Annotated in this window: 12 protein-coding genes; 11 read left to right on the forward strand and 1 reads right to left on the reverse strand. The window is 37.1% G+C overall.

Translation table 11 applies throughout. The annotated features are described in order from the left end of the window. The first annotated feature begins 64 nt into the window (after positions 1 to 64). Genes O0955_RS15945 through O0955_RS15955 form a run of 3 tightly spaced genes read left to right on the forward strand, consistent with a single transcriptional unit; the run spans position 65 to position 4,149 of the window. On the forward strand, positions 65 to 1,123 hold the full coding sequence (locus O0955_RS15945; RefSeq protein ID WP_269428554.1) for a glycoside hydrolase family 130 protein: 1,059 nt from the start codon (positions 65 to 67) through the stop codon (positions 1,121 to 1,123). Continuing rightward, positions 1,113 to 2,405 (forward strand): MFS transporter, encoded by a 1,293-nt coding sequence (locus tag O0955_RS15950; protein ID WP_269428555.1) that lies wholly within the window; start codon positions 1,113 to 1,115, stop codon positions 2,403 to 2,405. The genes O0955_RS15945 and O0955_RS15950 overlap by 11 nt, the downstream gene beginning before the upstream one ends. 25 nt (positions 2,406 to 2,430) lie before the next feature. Further along, entirely contained in the window at positions 2,431 to 4,149 is a 1,719-nt protein-coding gene (locus tag O0955_RS15955; RefSeq protein ID WP_269428556.1) for a hypothetical protein, read from the forward strand. 93 nt (positions 4,150 to 4,242) lie between these two features. Here O0955_RS15955 and O0955_RS15960 read toward each other — a convergent pair whose 3' ends face one another. Beyond that, positions 4,243 to 7,173 carry a M16 family metallopeptidase gene (locus tag O0955_RS15960; RefSeq protein ID WP_269428557.1) on the reverse strand — a complete coding sequence of 977 codons (2,931 nt, stop codon included), beginning with the start codon at positions 7,171 to 7,173 and terminating at the stop codon, positions 4,243 to 4,245. 221 nt (positions 7,174 to 7,394) lie between these two features. Between O0955_RS15960 and surE the strand changes: the two genes are divergently transcribed. The 8 genes from surE (at position 7,395) to O0955_RS16000 (ending at position 22,215) form a co-directional block, all read left to right on the forward strand. Next, complete coding sequence (surE, locus tag O0955_RS15965; protein ID WP_269428558.1) at positions 7,395 to 8,240, forward strand: 5'/3'-nucleotidase SurE; 846 nt, start codon at positions 7,395 to 7,397, stop codon at positions 8,238 to 8,240. Between the two features lie 10 nt (positions 8,241 to 8,250). Then, positions 8,251 to 8,523 (forward strand): stationary phase survival protein SurE, encoded by a 273-nt coding sequence (locus tag O0955_RS15970; RefSeq protein WP_269428559.1) that lies wholly within the window; start codon positions 8,251 to 8,253, stop codon positions 8,521 to 8,523. A gap of 43 nt (positions 8,524 to 8,566) precedes the next feature. After that, the gene (gene lpxB, locus O0955_RS15975; protein ID WP_269428560.1) at positions 8,567 to 9,676 is read left to right on the forward strand and encodes a lipid-A-disaccharide synthase; all 1,110 of its coding nucleotides are present in this window, start codon (positions 8,567 to 8,569) and stop codon (positions 9,674 to 9,676) included. 236 nt (positions 9,677 to 9,912) lie between these two features. Next, positions 9,913 to 10,917 carry a LacI family DNA-binding transcriptional regulator gene (locus O0955_RS15980; protein WP_269428561.1) on the forward strand — a complete coding sequence of 335 codons (1,005 nt, stop codon included), beginning with the start codon at positions 9,913 to 9,915 and terminating at the stop codon, positions 10,915 to 10,917. A 521-nt stretch (positions 10,918 to 11,438) separates the two neighbouring features. Further along, the gene (locus O0955_RS15985) at positions 11,439 to 14,639 is read left to right on the forward strand and encodes a SusC/RagA family TonB-linked outer membrane protein (RefSeq protein ID WP_269428562.1); all 3,201 of its coding nucleotides are present in this window, start codon (positions 11,439 to 11,441) and stop codon (positions 14,637 to 14,639) included. 21 nt (positions 14,640 to 14,660) lie between these two features. After that, positions 14,661 to 16,220, forward strand: coding sequence for a RagB/SusD family nutrient uptake outer membrane protein (locus O0955_RS15990; protein WP_269428563.1), 1,560 nt, complete (start codon positions 14,661 to 14,663; stop codon positions 16,218 to 16,220). A 311-nt stretch (positions 16,221 to 16,531) separates the two neighbouring features. Then, on the forward strand, positions 16,532 to 18,976 hold the full coding sequence (locus tag O0955_RS15995; RefSeq protein WP_269428564.1) for a glutaminase family protein: 2,445 nt from the start codon (positions 16,532 to 16,534) through the stop codon (positions 18,974 to 18,976). Between the two features lie 44 nt (positions 18,977 to 19,020). Beyond that, positions 19,021 to 22,215, forward strand: coding sequence for a SusC/RagA family TonB-linked outer membrane protein (locus tag O0955_RS16000; protein WP_269428565.1), 3,195 nt, complete (start codon positions 19,021 to 19,023; stop codon positions 22,213 to 22,215). The last annotated feature ends 3 nt before the right edge of the window (positions 22,216 to 22,218 follow it).

Here is a 22,218-nt window from a genome sequence, read left to right on the forward strand (position 1 = left end):
CCTGACATTCTTAAACTCATTCCACAGCCATTTACCGGCAAAGGACATCTATTACCTAAATATTATGACTGACAGCGCCAAAAGATTTTTACAGAACCCAATATTATCGCCCAAAGATTTAAGCCCAAGTATACCCGGTTTAGAGATTGCTTGTTTACTTAACCCCGGTGTTTTCACCTTTCAGGGTAAAACCTGGCTACTAATACGGGTAGCCGAAAGACCAAAACAAAAAGAAGGGCTAATTTCTTTCCCTGTACTAAAGGGTGAGGGGATTGAAATCATCGAAATACAAGAAAATGATCCGGATTTGGTTGCGGATGATCCCCGGGTAATTAATTATAAAGGAGCAGATTATTTAACTACGCTCTCCCATTTACGTTTGGTTTGCAGCGATGATGGCATTAATTTTTATCAGCCAGAGGGATATCCGCTTTTACAGGGAGAAGGAGAAGATGAAGTTTTTGGTATTGAAGATTGCCGTGTGGCCTTAATTGATGATACTTATTATTTAACTTTTACAGCTGTTTCTGAGCATGGAGTGGGCGTAGGTATGCGTACCACAAAAGATTGGAAAACATTTGAAAAACATGGAATGATTATTCCGCCACATAATAAAGACTGTGCTGTTTTTGAAGAAAAAATTAATGGCAAGTTTTATACGCTTCATCGCCCAAGTAGTGTTGATTTAGGAGGGAACTACATCTGGCTGGCCGAATCTCCTGATGGCATTCACTGGGGAAATCATAAATGTATTATCAAAACCCGTAAAAATAAGTGGGATAGCAAGCGGGTTGGCGCAGGGGCCGCTCCAATTAAAACCGAAAAGGGCTGGCTGGAAATTTACCATGGCGCCAATGCTGAACACCAATATTGTTTAGGCGCTTTTTTAATGGATTTGAATGACCCTTCAAAAGTAATTGCACAAACCGACGAGCCAATAATGAAACCAATTGCCGAATATGAATTGTGCGGTTTCTTTGGTCAGGTTGTTTTTACCAATGGGCATACCATTAACGGTGATGAATTGACCATTTATTATGGTGCTGCCGATGAATTTGTTTGCGGTGCTAAATTTTCTATCCAGGATATTTTATCCCAATTAAAATATAACCATGCTCAATAAACTAAAATCAGAAATTACCCATTTCAAAAATCAATCGTATAATTTCCGGATACTTACACTAACCAATTTAATTTATAGTGTTGTACTTCCGGTTATCGATATTTTTGTAGCCGCCTATGTGATGCGCAGCTCAAACGACCCCACGAAGGTGGTTATTTATCAGCTGACCATTTATACGGGCATACCCATTACCTTTTTTCTTAATGGTTACCTGCTTAGTAAGTTTTCCATTAAAACATTATACTCTTTGGGCATGATGCTGAGCGGAGTTTCCATGATGGTGATGATGTCTTTAACAACCCTGGATAATACCGGGATAGGAATAGCAGGGTTAATTATGGGTATGTCCTTCGGTTTTTATTGGGCCAACCGTGATTTCCTTGCACTGGCCATTACCAATGATGAAAACCGCAATTATTATTATGGTTTAGAAACTTTTTTCTACACGATTATTGCAGTGGTAATCCCTGTTTTAATCGGATGGTTTATTGAATTTAATGCAGCCGGTGGCAATGCACATCTGGCTTACAAAATTGTAACCGGTTTAGTTTTCGTCGTTACCATATTAGCCTCCATTATGTGTTTCAGAGGAAAGTTTATCAACCCGACAGAAAAGAAATTCGTTTATTTTAAGTTTGATCCTTACTGGTATAAACTTTTAAGGTTAGCCACACTGAAAGGTTTGGTTCAGGGCTTTCTGGTTACTGCTCCGGCTATGTTAATTATGCTTTTGGTTGGTAAAGAAGGTGCTTTAGGTACTGCTCAGTCAATTGGTGCAATTATAGCAGCGGTAGCCATGTATATTATTGGCCGAAATACTTCTCCTAAACACAGGCTGTATGTATTTGGTGCAGGCTTATTGTTATTTGCCATAGCAGCTGTTATAAACGGTATCTTATACAGCAGTTTAGGTGTAATCTTATTTATGCTATTTTTATTGCTGGCGAAACCCTTATTAGATTTAGCCTATTTCCCAATTCAGTTTAGTGTAATTGATATTTTAACTAAAAAAGAAAAGCGCAGCGAATTTGCCTATATCCTGAACCATGAAGCCGGATTATATATTGGCCGTTTAACGGGAGCCGGTACTTTTCTAATTCTGGCCTATTGCTTTTCGGTAGAAATTGCCTTACGGTATGCCATTATTATTGTAGCCATATTACAGTTATTATCGTACTGGGTAGCCAAAGGAATTATTAAACAAGGCAAAATTGAAAATATGCAGGCAGCGCCAATATTAAGCAACGAAGAACCCGGAACTATTGCCCCCATTTCTAGTTAAAAGCACTTATTTTTAAGAAAATCAGATGAAAAAATACATTAAGTTAGGAACAGCAATAATTTTAGCCCTGTCATCACTAGCTGTTACAGCCCAAATTAAACAACTAAAGCTGAACCGGGTAGAGGAAATGCCGGATTTGCCCCAGCCATTAAAAATAATAGACTGGAAACTAATGGCCCAAAATTTTGATAAAACCATTTACAATTTTAACGCTAAAGGCGATTATTGGCCGATGGTTTGGATGGACAGCACCAACAAAAATTTTAACCAGCCGGTTATGGGTATTTATACCGCTGTTGGTGATGTTCGGCAGGGAAAAAACCACAATAAAGGCATGTTTCATGAAGCTTTAGCCAATATGGGTGCCGTAATGGGCGCCAGTTTAGTGGGTATTGATAAAAGCAAGCAAAATGGAATGAATTATGCAGCTATGCTTAAAAATTATTTCAACCGCGATACCAAATGGAACATCATGATGAATAATACAGCTCCGGAAGTGGCGCTTTTGGGTGGCGGTTATGGAAGAGACTGGTGGTATGATGTTTATCCAAATGTTTTGTTTTACGCCGTTTGCGAACAATATCCAAACGAAAAGGATTTTGACTGGATTGCCAAAAGCATTGCAGAAAAATTTTATAAAGCCGATTCTATTTTAAAAGGCGACTACAACTATTCTTATTTTGATTATGGGCAAATGAAACCAATGAAAAATCAGATCTGTGCCCAGCAGGATGCCGCGGCCGGGCATGCATGGGTTTTATATGCCGCTTACAAAAAGTTTGGCGATGAACGTTATTTAAATGGAGCGATAAGTGCAATGACAGCCTTAGAAAGCAATAAAATTAATCCAACGTATGAATTGCTGATGCCTTTTGGTGCTTATCTGGCAGCGAGAATGAATGCCGAACAAGGAACCAAATTTGATGTGCAAAAGCTGCTGGGCTGGACATTCGACGGAACTGCTGTTTGCCGTGAAGGTTGGGGTGTATTAACCGGAAAATGGAATGGATATGATATTTCAGGTGTTGTGGGCAGCACGGTAGATCATGGCGGTTACGGTTTTTTAATGAATACTTTTGATGCAGCCTGGCCTTTAATTCCTACTGTTCGTTATGATCCTGCGTATGCAGACGCTATAGGAAAATGGATGCTGAATGCCGTAAATGCATCACGCTTTTTTTATCCGCAATACATGCCGGCAGATCGTCAGACCATTCCACAATTTGCAGATGTAACCAAGGGCGTAATTGCTTATGAAGGTTTTGCTAAAACCTCAACTTTCGATACGCTTTATATGGATAAAAAAGGACCTGTTGCACAAGGAGACGGGCCTAAATGGGTGCCGGGACAAAATCCGGATGTATCGCAATTTAGTGTGTATGGCAGCGGACACGTTGGGGTTTTTGGTGCTATTGTAGAAAAAACCAATATAGAAGGCGTGTTAAAGCTGGATGTTTTAGCGACAGATTTTTATAGAAATAAAGCATATCCAACCTATTTGATTTACAATCCTTATAACAAAAGCAAAATCATTACTTATAAAGTTAAAAGCGCTAAAAAGGTAGATTTATATGATGCGATTGCTCAAAAATTTATCGCAAAAAATGTTTTAGCTAAAAGCAACATCCTGATTGCTGCAAATCAATCGGCTTTAATTGTTGAAACACCTGCAAATAGTAAACTCATTAAAAATAAGGGCAAATTATTAGCCAATGGAATTGTAATTGATTACCAAAAGAAATAATTAATGAATTAAACCTTTGCAATGAATCATAAAAAAAGCGTTCCGGTTTGTACCGGAACGCTTTTTCTTTTTGCATTAAGCTATTAGCTTATTTTAGTATCCAAAAATCTGCTCTAAAGTTAACTTTGTAACCGGGCCAAATTTTTCTAAATCAGCTGTACTTACTTTCTTTTCAGAAGCTACAATACAATAGTTGTAAGGTTTTGCAGATAAATTATTTTGGTGGAAAGTTTTAATGTCAGCAAATGTTAATGGTTTTAAGTTTGTATAAAGATCAATTCTTGAATCATGATCGAAACCTAATTTTTTATCTGCCAAATAAGAGTAGATAATACCATCTTTAGTAATACGTGAGGTTTCCAGGCCATTTAGGCTACTGCCTTTTGATAAGTTGAAAGATTTATCAGACTCTGGTAAAGTTGTTAGCAACTCGTTCATACCTACAACCGCATCATTCATTTTATCCGCTTGTGTACCTACATAAGCCACAACTGTATTTTCTTTTTCTTTACTGTTTGGTGTAGAGTAAAAGGCGAAAGTAGAGTAAGCCAGGGCTTTTGATTCGCGAATGGTTTGGAATACGATTGAACCCATGCCACCACCAAAATAATTATTAAATAAATCTACTTTCGAAGCATTTGCAGCATCGTATAATCCCGAATTGCGTACCCAACGGATTTCTGCCTGTACCATGTCGTAGTCAGCAAAGTAAACTTTGTTGGCATCGGTAGTGGTATAAACAAATTTCTTCATTGGTGCTTCTGGCGTAAACTCTTTCGGTAAAACGTGAACTTTAGCAATGTCTGCGGAGAACGTTTCTGCGTCTTTCGGACCAAAATAGGTAATGGTATGTTTATAATTGGTTAGGTTATGCAAAAGATAAATTAAATCATCAGACTTCATGTTTTTAATTTCATCATTCGTTAAGCCATAGTTAGATGGGTTATCCGAACCGTATTGCGCATAACTCATTAAACCGTTCATAATGGCAGCTTTGTTTAATTTGTTATTTTCTCTTGATTTTAAAAGACGGCCCTTTAAGTCTTCAAGTGCTTTTTCGTTTGGTTTACAATTGGCCAAAACATGTTCTACCAAAGCAACAGCTTTATCAAAATTTTCCTGCAAACCACTTATCGATATTGTTGTTGCATCAGTGCCTACGTTAATGCTGTAAGAACAAGCAATGTTGTAAAATTCTTTACTAATTTGCTCAGCGCTATACTTATCGGTACTTAAAAAAGTTAAATACTGCGAGGCATAAGGTAATAATCTGTAATTGTAAGAACCTTTATCAAAACGATAGGTCATGCGGAAAATACTGTTCTCTGTGTTTTTAACAGAAATTACGTCTGCAATTCCGGCTTTACCAAAATTAAGATCCTTTGCATAATCTAAAAATTTAGGAGCAATTGCTTTTACAGGCGCATCAATAATTGATTTGGTAAAAGGAGAAACCTCATTTACATTAGTTTTAACAGCAGTAATAGCCGGTTTTTCTACTTTAGCAATGCTTTTGTCCTCACCTTTATGTTTAAAAATAACAACGTAATTGTTAATGAAAAACTTATTCGCAAAATCAACAATTTCCTGCTTGGTTACCTTGGCCATTGCATCAGTTGCAGATAAAGTTTTATCCCATTCTGCGCCTCTGTTTTGAATAAAAGCATTCATCGTTGCATCTGCACGAACATCATTGTTGTCATAAGCTTCCAGTTCGCTTAATTTAGTATTGGCAACAGTTGCTTTAATTAAGCTTTCATCGAAATCACCTTTTTTAAGCAAATCAATTTGCTCCAGCAATAACTTTTGAGCTTCTTCAAGGCTCTGTCCAGCTTTTGGCGATGCAGATACAATAAAGAAACCATAATCTTTAAACTGACCATAGCCAGCGCTTGATCTTAACACTTTTTGCTGTTTATTTAAATTAATATCCAGCAAACCCGCTTTGCCATTTGATAAAATGCTGCTGATTAAATCTAACAACAAGCTTTGATGCGAGTTTTGAGCATAACCACGATAAGCAATGTTAATACTTTCGGCACTTGGTCCGTAAACATCAACTTTTTGTATTTGGGTTAATGGTTTTTCAGGAGCAGGATTGTACAATGAAAGTGGCTTTGGAGCCATGTAAGCAAAATCTTTATCAATTTTTTTAATCAAATCATCGTAGTTAATATCACCCGACATAATCAGCGCCATGTTATTAGGCACATAATACTTGTTGTAATATTTTCTGATTTCAACCAAAGATGGATTTTTTAAGTGCTCAATGGTACCAATAGTACTTTGCTGACCATAATTATGTGTTGGAAATAAAGCACGGAGTCTGGCTTCATATACTTTACGGTTATCATCATCAAGCCCTCTGTTTTTTTCTTCGTAAACAGCTTCCAGTTCAGTATGGAAAATACGGAAAACCGGAGCACGGAAACGTTCGGCCTGAACCGCTAAAAATTTATCAATTGCATTAGAAGGAAGGTCTTCTTCGTAAACGGTTTCTTCTACAGCAGTATGCGCATTAGTTTGCTCGCTCCCTATAGATTTCATCATTTTATCGTACTCATTTGCAATAGAATAGTTTGATGCTTCACCAGAAGTTTTATCAATTTCTTTGTAAATCTCTTTACGCTTTGCCGGATCTGTAGTTTTATTATAAACTTCGTAAAGCGATTCAATTTTGTCCAACAAAGGTTTTTCTTTTGCATAATTTAAAGTGCCAAACTTATCGGTTCCTTTAAATAAAAGGTGCTCTAAATAGTGCGCTAAACCAGTATTGGTTCTTGGATCGGTATTACTACCCGCACGGACAGCCATTTTATACACAATCTTTGGTTCTTTGTTATTTTGTGATAAAATAACTGTCAGACCATTTTTTAAAGTGTAAAAACGTGATTTTGTAGGGTCATTGGTTACATATTTATACGTGTAACCGCCCGATGTACCTGTTTTCCACTGGTAGGTTTGTGCCTGTGCGGCAACACCAGTAACCAGAAAACAAGCTAATGTAAAGAGTTTTAATTTCATCTAATTGAGGTTGATTGATGATGTTGAGTAGCTATAGAAATTAATTAAATATTTAGATAACACTCATTAATAATAAGTTATTTATCCAAATATATATGCTTTATTTTACGGAATGAAATGCTTTTTCTTTTTATCTATTAAAAACTTAGTTTAAATCATTATTGCACATAAAATTTGGCTTTTTTGTAATCCGAAAGCTTATAATCCGTATTTTTACCCCTATGACAAAGCAAAGTACAAAACCCAATATTTTAATCGTAAATGACGATGGCATAACAGCAACAGGGATAAAAAACCTGATGGAAGTGATGCAGGAGTTAGGTAATGTGGTTGTGGTTGCACCCGATAGCCCGCAAAGCGGAATGGGACATGCAATAACCATTGGTAAACCCATTCGTTTTGATAAGGTAGACCTTTACAATGGTGTTGAAATGTATAAATGCAGTGGTACGCCGGTAGATTGCGTTAAAATTGCAGTCAATAAAATTTTTAAAGGTAAAAAACCTGATTTATGCGTTTCAGGAATTAATCATGGATTAAATAATTCCATCAATGTCATTTATTCAGGCACTATGTCTGCTGCGGTTGAAGGTGCCATTGAAAAAATTCCTTCCATTGGTTTTTCATTAGATGACTTTGGCGCCGAAGCTGATTTTAGTCACTGTAAAAAATATATTAAAAACATTTGTGAGCAGGTATTAGAACATGGTTTGCCTGAAGGAACTTTATTGAATGTAAATTTTCCAAACGGACCGGAGATAAAAGGAATTAAAATTTGCAGACAAGCCAATGCAAAATGGGCAGAAGAGTTTGAAGAAAGGGTAGATCCTTATAAAAGACCTTATTACTGGTTAACAGGGGTTTTTCAAAACTTTGATAAGGGCGAAGACACAGATGTTTGGGCTTTAGAAAATCACTATGCTTCTATTGTTCCTGTTCAATTTGATTTAACCGCACACCATGCAATTCAAATGCTGAACAGCTGGTCGTTTATTGATGATAAGAAATCAAAAGCAAGCGAGGTTAAAAATACGGTTTCAGCACCAGACGGATTAAATTTAGGTTAAAACCGGGGTCATGAACGATCGTTTAAAAAAACTGAAAAATAATGTTTGGGTTGGCTTAGGCATTGGCTTATTAACACCTGCTATTTTATGCTCTATCGCCTGGTATTTAATTCATCATGTATTTTATCTTGCTAAAGCAGATTTGTTATACATTGGCGGGATTGCGGTAAACGCTTTTACTATGCAATACTTTTTTAAGTACAATAAAGAAAACATTGGACGAGGAATTCTTGCAGCGACTTTTTTATGTGCATTTGTGTTTTTCTTTTATAAAGTAAGCTAAGGATGGAAATTCCGGCTTAATTTTTTCTCTTTACATTTAACTTATGAAATACTACCTCGTAGCCGGAGAAGCATCAGGCGATTTACACGGTGCCAATTTAATTAAAGCCTTGAAAAAGGAAGATGCCCAGGCTGATTTCCGATATTTTGGTGGAGATAAAATGCAGGTCGAAGGCGGGGAGCTGGTAAAACATTATGCCGATATGGCCTTTATGGGTTTTACAGAGGTGGTATTGAATTTAAGAACGATTTTTAAAAACCTGAAATCCTGCAAAACGGATATTCTTGCCTGGCAGCCCGATGTGCTGATTCTGATTGATTTCCCTGGATTTAATTTAAAAATTGCAGAATTTGCCAAAGCCAATAACATTAAAGTTTGTTATTACATATCGCCAAAAGTTTGGGCCTGGAATCAGAAAAGGGTTCTGAAAATAAAACGGGTTGTCGATCATATGTTCTGCATTTTACCTTTCGAAGTCGGTTTTTACAAAGAATGGGGAATGAAAGTTGATTATGTGGGTAACCCTTTGCTGGATGCCGTAGATCAGTTTAATGCTGAACCCGATTTTAGGGAACAACATCATTTAGGTGATAAAAAGGTAATCGCACTTTTGCCCGGAAGCCGGAAACAGGAAATTGAAAGGTTATTGCCTGTTATGCTCAGTATTACCGGCCAGTATCCGGATTATGTTTTTGCTATTGCCGCGGCGCCAACTTTTAACGAAACTTACTACAAACAGTTTACCGGAACAAAGAAAGTTCATTTATTGTTCAATGCAACTTACGATCTTTTACAAATAGCCGAAGCTGCAATTGTGGCTTCAGGTACTGCAACATTAGAAACAGCTTTGTTTAAAGTTCCGCAGGTAGTGGTGTATAAAGGTGGTGCCATTTCCATTGCAATTGCCAGAATGCTGGTTAAAATTAAGTTTATTTCCCTGGTCAACCTGATTGTAAATAAAAAAATCGTAACCGAGCTTATTCAGGAAGATTGTAATACCCAAAAAGTTAATGAAGAACTTCGTTTTATTCTGAACGGAGCAGGAAGAACTTCCATGTTGAATAATTATGACGAGCTTCTGGGGTTAATGGGGAAACCTGGCGCATCAGAAAAAACTGCCCAACTGATTTACAATTACATGCAGCACAAATAGTCCTTCATTAATTTGCTATTAGCAAGTAAACCTCGCTGCTCTGTGTTTGGTAATGAAAGTTAGCTTATTAAGCTTTTTTGTATTTTAATCGTTGTATACAAACAAAAAATCTTAAATTTTTGTTAAAAACAAGGCTAAAAAGATCAGATTTCCTAAAAATCGATGATTAACTATTATATTAGCCAAAATCGAATACTCAATTTATAATCAAATAGATCCTTTAATAATTATTCATAATGAAAAGCCTCTCTATAAAAGATATTGCCTTAAAAGCGAATGTATCCATTACTACGGTTTCCTTTATTATCAATGGAAAAGCTAAAGAAAAATCAATTAGTGAGGCGGTAATTAAGAAAGTTGAAAAAATTATCATTGAAAGTGGTTATAAACCGAACCAAATTGCAAGGAGTTTAAGAACAGGGAACTCTAATATTATAGGATTGATTGTAGAAGACATTTCAAATTCTTTTTTCTCAAAAGTAGCCCGCCTTATTGAAGATAAAGCTTATAAAAAAGGATATAAAATTATCTACTCAAGTACCGAAAATAGTGTAGAAAAGGCTAAAGAGCTTATTAATATGTTTAAATCGAGAAAAGTTGATGCCTATATCATTTCTCCGGTGGCAGGTATTGAGGATGATATTAAACTGCTTTTAAATGATAACAAGCCTGTAATTCTATTCGATAGGAATTTACCAGGTGTAGACACCAACTATGTTGGCGCTAATCATTTTACAGCAACCTACCAATCAATAGAAAGTTTTATCAAAGAAGGTAAAAAAAATATAGCGCTGGTTACAACAGATGTCAGTGTTCAGCAAATTATTGAACGTTTCGATGGTTACAAGCAGGCTTTAACAGATTTTAAACTGCCATATAATGAAAATTTAGTTTTAAAAATACCTTTTGGACAAGCGGAAGAAGAGACCATCAGTAATATAAAGGAGCTTTTTAAAAATAATAAAATAGATGCTGTTCTTTTTGCAACCAACTACTTAGCAATAAGTGGCTTAAAAGCCGTTAAACAGATTAATAAAACGATAGGGAAAGACCTTTCGGTAATTGCTTACGATGATCATGAGGCTTTCGAATTGCATACACCGTTAATTTCGGCGGTGCAACAACCCCTTGAAGAAATTGCAGAGACGGTAATCAAGCTAATTTTAAATCAGCTTTCCTCAAAAACAAAACTGGCAAACCAACAAGTGATTATTCCAGCTAAATTAATTTCAAGGAATTAAGTAACTTTCTTTTTGCCCAAAAAGCCGGCTTTCAAAAAATCATTTTTAAATATAACTACAAAAAGATATGTTGTCAGGCATCTCTTTGTAATATAAAGGATAGTCTAATCCTGATTTTTAAAATACATCAAATTTGTATTTCTACTACTACCAAATTAGAGGGAAATTGTTTAGTTGATATTTGTTGTAACGGGTATGTTACTTTTTGGCGACTTGATTATGACGTAAAATCATTATTATTGATCTGATAAATCGTTTTATCAAAACCAAATGTATGTATGAGCTCAGGATTAGTACTTCCGTATTATGCAATTTCTGGATGCATAATTTATTTAGTTACCTGGATAATCTGCTTAAAAAAATGTAGATCCAACTTACATACTGTTCGTTCATTTTTAAACATTTTCTTATGATTTAGAAAACAAAAAAGCCCGGCGGGCAAATTCTATAAATAATTAGTAAAACGTTTTAACCACTATGAAAGAAAACTAAATTTTAATTAATCATTAACTAAAAAACCTATGAAAATTAATCTACTAAAGATTTCAGGGCTTTCTGCGCTTTTTCTGCTCAATAGTCCTGCTTTCTCGATGAATCATGATGGAAAAGCATCCGGAGGATCATTGACCAGGAACGTACCTTCAACGCTAATCAAGGTTCGAAAAGTAATTACGGGAACCGTACTGGATGAAAAAAATCTTCCTCTTCCGGGCGTTGGGATTAAAAATATCACTTCTGGAAAATCGACAGTTACAAATGATTCTGGTAAATTCAGTATCGAGGCAAATCCAGGTGATGTTCTTCGCTTTTCTTATGTTGGTTACGAAAGTAAAGATGTAACCGTTGGCAGCGAAAATAGCCTCAATATTAAAATTTCACCATCTGAAGCCAGCAAGCTTGATGAAGTGGTGGTAATTGGTTACGGTACAGTTAAAAAAACCGATTTAACCGGTTCTGTTGGAGTAGTAAAAGCCACCGAACTACAGGAACGTCCGGCAGCATCTTTAAACCAGGCCTTAGCCGGAAGGATTTCAGGTGTACAGGTTAATACAAACTCTGGTCGTCCGGGTGGGCAAACCAATATTAAAATCAGGGGCTTTAGTTCCATTAATACCAGTAACAACCCACTCTATGTTGTTGATGGAGTGGCTTTGCCGGTTGGTTCGCAAACACAGAACAGTAATGCCATTGATTATATAAATCCGAGCGATATTGCATCTGTTGAAGTACTTAAAGATGCCTCTTCAACTGCAATTTACGGAGCAAGGGGTGCCAATGGAGTTATTTTAATTACAACAAAAAAAGGTACTGCCAATTCGCAGAGAATTACCTACGATGCTGATTTTGGGGTGAATACTTTATCCTCGCATCACGTTAAAATGCTGGATGCTTATGAGTACATAAAAGTGCAGGATCTTGCTTATGAAAACATCAAAGTTTATGATCCGGCTGGCTGGGCTGCAGGAAATTATGCTTCCACACCGGTTCCAAAAGCAGCTAGGATTGCGTTACCTCAGTTTTTTGATGGTAATGGCAACCCTTTATACAATACAGATTGGTTAAAAGAATCTACGCAGAACAAATTATCACAAAATCATCAGCTTGGTTTTACTGGCGGTAATGAAAACAGTACTTATGGTGTTTTTGCAGGTTATCGCGATGATGAAGGTCTTTTACTTAATTCATTTTTAAAACGTTATTCAGGACGGTTTAACTTTGACAGTAAAATTAAACCCTGGTTAAAAGTTGGTGGTAATTTAAGTTACAATAACCAGGTTGAAAATATTGTAGATCAAGGCACCGGAGGGTTAAATTCAGTACGTATGATCACGGAAGCCTTTCCTTTTCTTCCTGTAAAACTGCCAAGCGGTACCTGGGGCGATAATAAATTAATTCCATGGGCAGAGGGTGGTTCTAATCCCGTTCATATTTTAACCGATCAAAAATATGGTATGATTACCCAAACTTCTTTGGGAAGCATTTATTCTACCATAACCTTTAGCAAAGATTTAGAGTTTCGCACACAGTTAGGCGCCAACATTGTAAGCAGAAATATTAACGAGTACAATGCAAAACAACTTTATGGTATTTCTGACGGGCAAAATGGTACTGCCAACGTAACCAACGACAGAGAAACATTCTGGTCATTGGAGAATTATTTAACTTATAACAAACGCTTTGCAGAGTCGCATGCGGTAAATGCTTTATTGGGTATATCATGGCAGGCTACAAATTTCTTTAGTAATACCAGTCATGCAGAAAACTTCGTAACCGATTTCTTTGGTAATAACAATATGGGATCGGGTAGTAAATCTATCACTGCAGGTTCAAGCCGAAACAAATCGGCCTTTAACTCTTATTTTGGAAGAATAAACTATGCTTACAAAGATAAATACCTGGTTACTTTTACCGGCAGGGTTGATGGATCTTCGAAATTTGGAGAGAATCATAAATTCGCTTTTTTCCCTTCGGCAGCATTAGCCTGGAAAGCTTCAGACGAAGAGTTTCTTAAAGGAAATAAAACCATTTCTAATTTAAAATTACGGACCAGTTACGGTTTAAGTGGTAACTCTGAACTTCCTGCTTATCAGTCTCTATCAACACTGGCTAATAATTTCGCCATTATAAATGATAGCAAAGTAACAGGAATTGGAATTGGCCGACTGGCGAACCCTGATTTGGTTTGGGAAAAAACGGCACAGTATGATGCAGGTATCGAATTAGGCTTGTTCAACAACAGAATTAATCTGGAAGCCGATGTTTATTACAGAAAAACAACTGATATGTTATTGGATGCACCTGTTCCAAGAACAACGGGTTATTCAGTAATTAGAAAAAATATAGGTTCAATGCAAAATAAAGGTTTAGACCTGGGCATTAATACCATCAACATTGAGAGCAAAGACTTTACCTGGAAAACGAGTTTCAACATCTCGTTAAACAGAAACAAAGTGCTTTCTTTAGCTACACCTGATGATATTTTTGGCGTGGGTAATCCTAACTTCACTAACCAAACGGGTATTATCAGAGTAGGGGAGCCAGTGGGTTCTTTCTGGGGCCTTGTACGCTTGGGTACCTGGAGCGAAGCTGAAAGAGCAGAAGCCGCTAAATATGTAAGTTACCGTGGTGGTAAAACCTTGTTGCCGGGCGATATTAAATATCTTGATGTAAATGGAGATCACGCCATAACGGATGCTGACCGTCAGATTATTGGAAACGGAACGCCAAAAGGCTGGGGATCATTCTCCAACTCTTTCCGCTACAAAAACTTTGATTTGATTGTGGAACTTCAATATTCTTATGGTAATGATGTACTGAATATGACCCATCACTCAGGTGAGGACAGACAGGTGCAGGCCAATAGTTTTGCGAGTGTATTAAATGCATGGACACCGCAAAATCAAGATACCCCAATTGCAGCAATCAGAGATCAATCGGCAGGTTATGTAACCAATGTGGATACCCATTGGCTGGAAGATGGTTCTTTTATTCGTGGAAAAAATCTTTTACTGGGTTATACATTTGACAGAGCACTTGTAGAAAAGCTGCATTTAAGCAAATTACGTGTATATACCTCGGTTCAAAATTTCTTCATTTCTACGAAATACACAGGCAATGATCCGGAGGTAACCACTTATGGAAATGCCTTTGCACAAGGACAAACATTTTTTGATTATCCAAAACCGACCACATTTATGGTTGGATTAAACATTGGGCTATAACATTATTAAGAAAGAACAACAATGAAAATAAATATAAAAAACATCACTGCAATGTTGCTTCTGGGTGGAGCAATAATTGGTAATTCAGGATGTAAAAAGTTTTTAGAAGAAAAAGATCCTACAAATTTAGCACCGGGTAGTTTTTATACATTGCCTGAACATGCTGAAGCGGGTATTGCAGCCATATATTCTGAAATCAGGTTTATTGGAAACGGTGCTGGTATTTACTCCAATAACTGGCAAATGCTGGATGCGCCAACGGGGATACAGTCTACGGAGACAGCCCAGAATTCAGATTTAAATAACTTGTATTCATTGATTTACGATGGAACAAACCTGCATATAAACCAAAATTGGAATGGCTTTTATAAGGTTATTGCACAAACCAATTTATTATTGGATAAGGTTCCGGGTATTAATCCAATGGATGCCGTACAGAAAAAAAGGATTTTAGGAGAAGCATCTTTTTTAAGAGCCTGGGCTTATTTTTATCTGGTACGCTTATGGGGCGATGTACCTTTAATTGTTAAGCCGGTAACCAGTCCTAATGATCCTGATTTTTATCCTTCAAGAACACCACAGGAGCAGGTTTATAAGCAAATTGTAGATGATTTGATATCTGCTGAAGCCGCAGGATTGCCTTTTATGGATGGAAGTGGCCGGGTTTCTACCGCTGCCGTTAAATCAGAACTGGCCAAAGTTTATTTAACAATGGCTGGTCAGCCGCTTAATAAAGGCGTTGCCTATTATAAACTAGCTGCAGATAAGGCTAAAGAAGTAATTGATTACGCCAACGGCAATCCAGGATCGTTAAATCTTTTCCCTGCGTATGGTGCATTACATGATGCCAAGAACGACAATAAAATTGAACACATTTTTGGTATTCAATATAATGATGCAGCAGGTGCAGGCAATCCGCTTCAATCTACTTATTTGCCTTTACACCAGCCGTTGGTTTCTAAAATAGACGGAATTGGAACAGCTATTCCTACAAATGATTTTTACGCATCTTATGAAGCCGGAGATTTAAGAGCAAAAAACAGAGATGGTTATTTCTTTACAGATTATTATACAGATGGATTTAAAATGCCATTGGTAAATCGTGGAAAACCTTATATTTTTAAACATTTCGATGTGATTGCTAACGGAACATTGGGCGTAGAAGGAACGAGCAGAAGTGATTTAAATATTCCTCAAATCAGGTATGCAGAGATTTTATTGATCTATGCCGAAGCACAAAACCGGGCAGATGGATCACCGAGTGTTGCTGCCTATACAGCTGTGAATGCAGTAAGAAAAAGAGCATTGCTGGGCGATTTAACAGGTCTTGGGCAAACACAATTTGAAGAAGCCGTTTGGAAAGAACGCTGGCACGAGCTATGTTACGAAGGCATTCTTTGGTTTGATATGCTGCGTTTACGCAAAGCCTATAATGAAAGCACAAACAGCTTTGATAACTTTGTGGGCCATATTAATAAAAGTGTAAATCAGCCATTACAGACAAAAAATCTTTTATTCCCGATCCCAACATCCGAGATAAAGAATAACCCAAAATTAACTCAAAACCCAGGTTACAATTAAATTGTTAATCTATTGCAAAAAGGGATACCTTAACCGGTATCCCTTTTTCATGTACTTATAAATCAGGAGCTTCCTTATTTTATAATAAATTGTATCGTAATAGATATGTTACTGATTTTTGTTTCATTGATCTTTTTTTTTGTTTAAAATTGATTTAGTAAAACGTTTTACTTTATTAAAGCCTAATTGAATAAAAAACAATGCTGCGCTTAATAGCAAAACAATTCAAATTTTTAGTCTTCTTTTTATAGAAGATTTATTTTTGAGCGTATACTAAAACGTTTTATCAGATTTTAACCAGATAACTAATTATGAGAAATTTTTACTTACTAGGGCTATGCCTGTTCTTTTTTATTTTTTCGAAAGCACAAGACAAGGCACCAGCTTATCCTTTAATTACACACGATACTTATTTTAGTATTTGGTCTTTTGGCAACGGTTTAAATCAATCCGTTACTAAACACTGGACCGGGAAAAAACAATCTTTACTGGGCGTTATTAAAGTTGATAATCAATTTTATCGTTTTCTTGGTGAGGAAACCAAAGATTATAAAACCATTTTACCAGCTGCTGATGAAACGGCTTATAATGCAAGTTATTCGTTTAATCAGCCAGAAACAGGATGGAATGCCACAACCTATAATGATGACAGCTGGAAAAAAGCTGCTGCACCTTTTGGAGACGATAAAACGGCGAAAACCAAATGGGATACCGATAACATTTATTACCGCAGGAAGTTTTCAATCGAAAAACCCTCAAAAAGCAAAAAATATCTAAAGCTTAGCCATGATGATAATGTTATTGTGTATCTGAATGCTAAAACGATTTATCAAAAAGAAGGATGGGTACATGAATACATTTATATTCCTATTGAAGATGGTATTTTAACGGCAGGAGAAAATACCTTAGCCATTCACTGTAAAAACACGGCAGGGGGCAGACACCTGGATGCCGGTATTGTGGAAGAGGTTCCTCAGGGCTCGAAAATATTAACTGCAAAACAAACCAATGTGGCTTTTGAGGCCACCACAACCCAATATACATTTAACTGTGGTGCGGTTAATTTGCAGGTAACTTTCACTTCTCCTTTATTACTTAATGATGTTAACCTCACAGCCAGACCAATCAGTTACATCAGTTATGTAGCTAAATCTAATGATGCTAGAGCGCATCAGGTGGATGTTTACTTTGGTGCATCCTCTAATATTGCTGCAAATACCAATAATCAGCCAGTTTCTGCATGGAAAACTGCAAAAAACAATCTTTCTATATTAAAATCGGGTACTGTTGAACAACCTGTTTTACAGAAAAAAGGTGATGACCTCCGGATTGACTGGGGCTATATGTATGTTGCTGTGCCGGCAAAATTCAAGGCCCAGCAATATATAGGAAAGCAAGATCAAAATATAAGCAGTTTTATTGCTCAGAAATATCCGCAACAAAATCAGCTGCTTAATTCAAAAGAGTTGGAGCTCAGTACCGTTATTCCTTTTGGTGCTGTTAGCGCTGCTCCAGTCGAAAAATATGTAATGATTGGTTACGATGATGTAAAATCAGTAGAATATTTTAAAGAACAATTATTGCCTGTTTGGAAAAAATCAGGAGATCAATTATTCGAAACACAATTGGCCAGGGCAGATCAGGAATATTTTTCTCTAAAGAACAAATGTGCTGAGTTTAACAAAAAACTTGTCGCAGATGCCACAAAAGCAGGAGGAAAAGAATATGCTGATTTATGCAAAATGGCTTACCGCCAAAGCATATCGGCCCATAAAATTGTGTATGCCCCAAATGGCGATTTGCTTTTCCTGTCAAAAGAAAATTTTAGTAATGGATCAATAAACACGGTAGATATTACTTATCCATCTGCTCCGCAATATTTAATTTATAATCCCGAATTACTGAAAGGAATGATGAGTGGTATTTTCTATTACTCAGAAAGCGGTAAATGGAATAAACCTTTTCCTGCGCATGATTTGGGTACCTATCCAATTGCAAATGGTCAAACCTATGGCGAAGACATGCCTGTAGAGGAAGCCGGAAACATGATTATTTTAACTGCTGCAATAGCAAGGGCAGAAGGAAATGCCAGTTATGCAGAAAAACACTGGGCAACAATTTCTGTATGGGCAGATTATTTATTAAAGGAAGGTTTCGATCCGGCTAACCAGTTATGTACGGATGATTTTGCCGGGCATATGGCCAGAAATGCAAATTTATCCGTAAAAGCAATTGTTGCCTTAGGCGGCTACGCTCAATTGGCTCAACAATTAGGTAAAAATGCTGAAGCTGCAAAATATAGAGAAGCCGCTTTAACTATGGCAAAAAACTGGATGAAATTAGCTGAAGACGGCGATCATTACGCATTAACATTTAACGATAAAAATACCTGGAGTCAGAAGTATAACATGGTTTGGGATAAACTTTTAAAGCTTAACCTTTTTCCGGATGAAGTTTATAAAAAGGAAATCAATTTCTACTTAACCAAACAAAATGAGTTTGGTTTACCATTAGACAGCCGTAAAACCTATACTAAATCTGACTGGATTATGTGGACCGCTACACTGGCCGATAACCAGACCGATTTTCAAAAATTTGTTAGCCCGGTTTACAAATTTGTTGCCGAAACCGAAAGTAAAGTTCCAATAAGCGACTGGCACGAAACCACCACTGGAAAAATGACCGGATTCCAGGCAAGAAGTGTGGTTGGTGGATATTTTATTAAACTTTTAGCTGATAAATGGAACATTAAATAGCATAACCAAAAAAAATAAATAACCAAGTACAAACCATTTCCATTATGAACAAAAAATTTACTAGGCTCATTAAGCGCAAGCTTATGACGAGGGAGCGTGCAATCAAAATTGGCGCTTTATCCCTGGCTTTGGGTTTAACCTTTAGCGCATCCGCAGATGCAATAAACATTAATTCCAGTACGCCAATTGCCAAAAAAGAACTGAAAAGCGCTGTTGCAGACATTGTAATCAGGGGTATTGTTAAAGATGAAAGCGGGTCAGGGATTCCGGGGGCAAGTATTAAAGTAAAAGGATCTTTAACCGTTGCCGTTACCGATGTAAATGGTGCATTTAGCATTAATGTACCATCTGAATCAGCTGTATTAATTATTTCTTACGTAGGTTATGAGCCGAAGGAAGTAACAGTTGGCAGCCAAAAAAACATTTCCATTCAACTTGCTCCAAGCTCAAAAGCTTTGGAAGAAGTTGCGGTTGTAGGTTTTGGCACGCAGCGTAAGGTTTCTTTAATCGGAGCACAATCTACTATTAATTCAAAAGAGTTAAAACAACCCGTAGCGAGTGTAACACAATCATTAGCCGGTAGAATTGCCGGTGTGGTTGGTGTACAAAGAAGTGGAGAGCCAGGTAGAAGTTCAGCTGATATCTGGATTCGTGGTATTGCTACTTTTAGCGGTTCAAGTGCACCCCTGGTTTTGGTAGATGGTGTTGAGCGTTCAATCACTGCAATCGATCCGGAAGATATTGAATCTTTCACTGTTTTAAAGGATGCATCCGGTACAGCCGTTTACGGGGTTAGAGGTGCCAACGGTGTAATCATTGTTAAAACTAAAACGGGTAAAGTGGGTAAACCCTCTATCTTTTTTGATTACAATGAAGGGATCAGCACATTTGTCAAACATCCGGAATCACTAGATGGAGTAAATTATATGAATCTTGCCAATGAAGCATTGACCGGAAGAGGTCAGGTAGCAAAATACTCGCAAGATTATATTAACAAAACCGCATCTGGTGCTGATCCATTGGTTTACCCTAACGTAAACTGGATGAATGAGTTATTCGATAAATACAGCAGTACCCGCAGAGCCAATTTAAATGCAAGTGGTGGGGTTGATAATGCGCAGTATTATGTATCGCTAGCTTATTACAATGAAGGTGGTTTCTTAAAAACGGATGATTTAGCACAATACAATTCGGCTTTAAATTATACCCGTTACAACTTTACCAGTAACCTGAACCTGAAATTAACCAATACCACCAAAATGGATTTGGGTATTCAGGGTTATGCGTCTACAGGGAACTATCCTGGTGAAAATACAGAAGATATTTTTCGTTCAGCATTGGATGTATCTCCTGTTGAGTATCCTAAAATGTATCCAGGCGGTTTAATCCCTGGCCGGTCATCAAATGGTGGTTTCCGTAACCCTTATGCCGATTTAACCAGAAGAGGTTACCGTACCGAATTTAAAAACCAGTTGTACACCAACCTGAGGTTAACCCAGGATTTAAAAATGGTTACCGAAGGTTTAACGGCTACAGCTATGGTGGCTTTCGATTCATATAATGAAAATTTCACCAGAAGATCGAAAAGAGAAAGCACTTATTTCATTAAAGACATCAACAATCCTTACAAAGCAGATGGTTCTTTAGATTTGTTTCAATCTTTTACCAGCGGTGGTAATTATTTAAGTTACGAACCATCGAGATATGGCAATAGGAAATTTTATACAGAAGCAGCTGTTAATTACGATAGGGCTTTCGGAAAACATCGCGTTGGCGGATTAATTTTAGGTTATACCCAGGATTATACCAATCCATTTGCCGGAGATTTTACTTCATCAATTCCCGAGCGTTTTATTGGCGTTGCAGCCCGTGCAACTTACTCTTACGATGACCGTTATTTTGCAGAGGCTAACTTTGGCTACAACGGATCCGAATTATTCTCTCCAAATAAAAGATACGGAACTTTTCCGGCATTCGGTATCGGATGGATTCCATCAAACGAAAAGTTTTGGGAGTCAATGAAAAGTACCATTTCTTTCTTAAAATTTAGGTATTCTGATGGGGTTACCGGTATTGGTAAAATCTCTGATGCAAACTTAGTCGGCAGAAGATTTGCGTATTTAACCCTTGTGTCTGACGGTGCTGCTGGTTATCAGTTTGGCAAAGGTTATGATAATGGAATTAGCGGTATCAATGTTTCCGATTATGGCGTAGATGTAGTTTGGGCCGAATCGCGTAAACAGGATTTAGGTATGGAGGTTAGGACGTTAAAAGATAATTTATATTTAATTGTCGATTTATTTAAAGAACAACGTACAGGTATTTTCTTTCAGCGTCAGTCTATTCCAGGTTATGTTGGGTTAACGAATCAGCCTTATGGTAACTTAGGCGAGGTTGATAACCGCGGTATTGATGCCACTTTAGAATATAACTTCAAAGTTGGTCAGGTAGATTTTGGAATCAGGGGAACATTTACTTATAATAAAGATAAAATCCTGAAAGACGACCGTCCAATTCAACCTTATCCGTGGATGAGCCGCATCGGAACCAATGTATTATCGAGATTTGGTTATGTAGCAGAGAAACTTTATGATAGTCAGGCAGAAATTGATGCGAGCGCAGCACCAGGATCAAAAAGTAATTTAAGACCGGGCGACATTAAATACAAAGATTTAAACAACGATGGTTTAATTAATGATTACGATAAAGCGCAGATTGGCAGAGGTGACGTTCCAAATAAAGTTTACGGTTTTGGCCTGAATGTATCTTACAAAGGATTTGCTTTATCTACCTTTTTCCAGGGGACACATGGAGCTGATATTTTGCTGGGTGGTTCAGGAATATTTCCATTCAACGGTGGCGGTGGCTTAAGTAATGCTTACAGTGTTGCTCTTGACCGCTGGACACCTTCGAATCCTAATCAAAATGCATTTTATCCTCGCCTGGCTTATGGCGAAGCCGATAATACCAACAATACTTTAGAAAGTTCGTGGTGGGTTAAAGATGTGAATTTCCTGCGTTTAAAATCAGCGCAGTTAAGCTATAACCTTCCAACAAAATTTGCTCAGAAAATATACCTTAAAAACGCAGCAATTTATTTAATCGGTAGCAACTTGCTAACGTTCAGCGATTGGAAACTTTGGGATCCGGAGCTTAACACCAACAGTGGTGGCAGAGCAAACGGTGCTAAATATCCAATCAACAGAACATTATCCCTGGGTATAAATGTTAAATTTTAAGAA

It is taken from the genome of Pedobacter punctiformis, assembly GCF_027213715.1.
GTDB lineage: Bacteria > Bacteroidota > Bacteroidia > Sphingobacteriales > Sphingobacteriaceae > Pedobacter > Pedobacter punctiformis.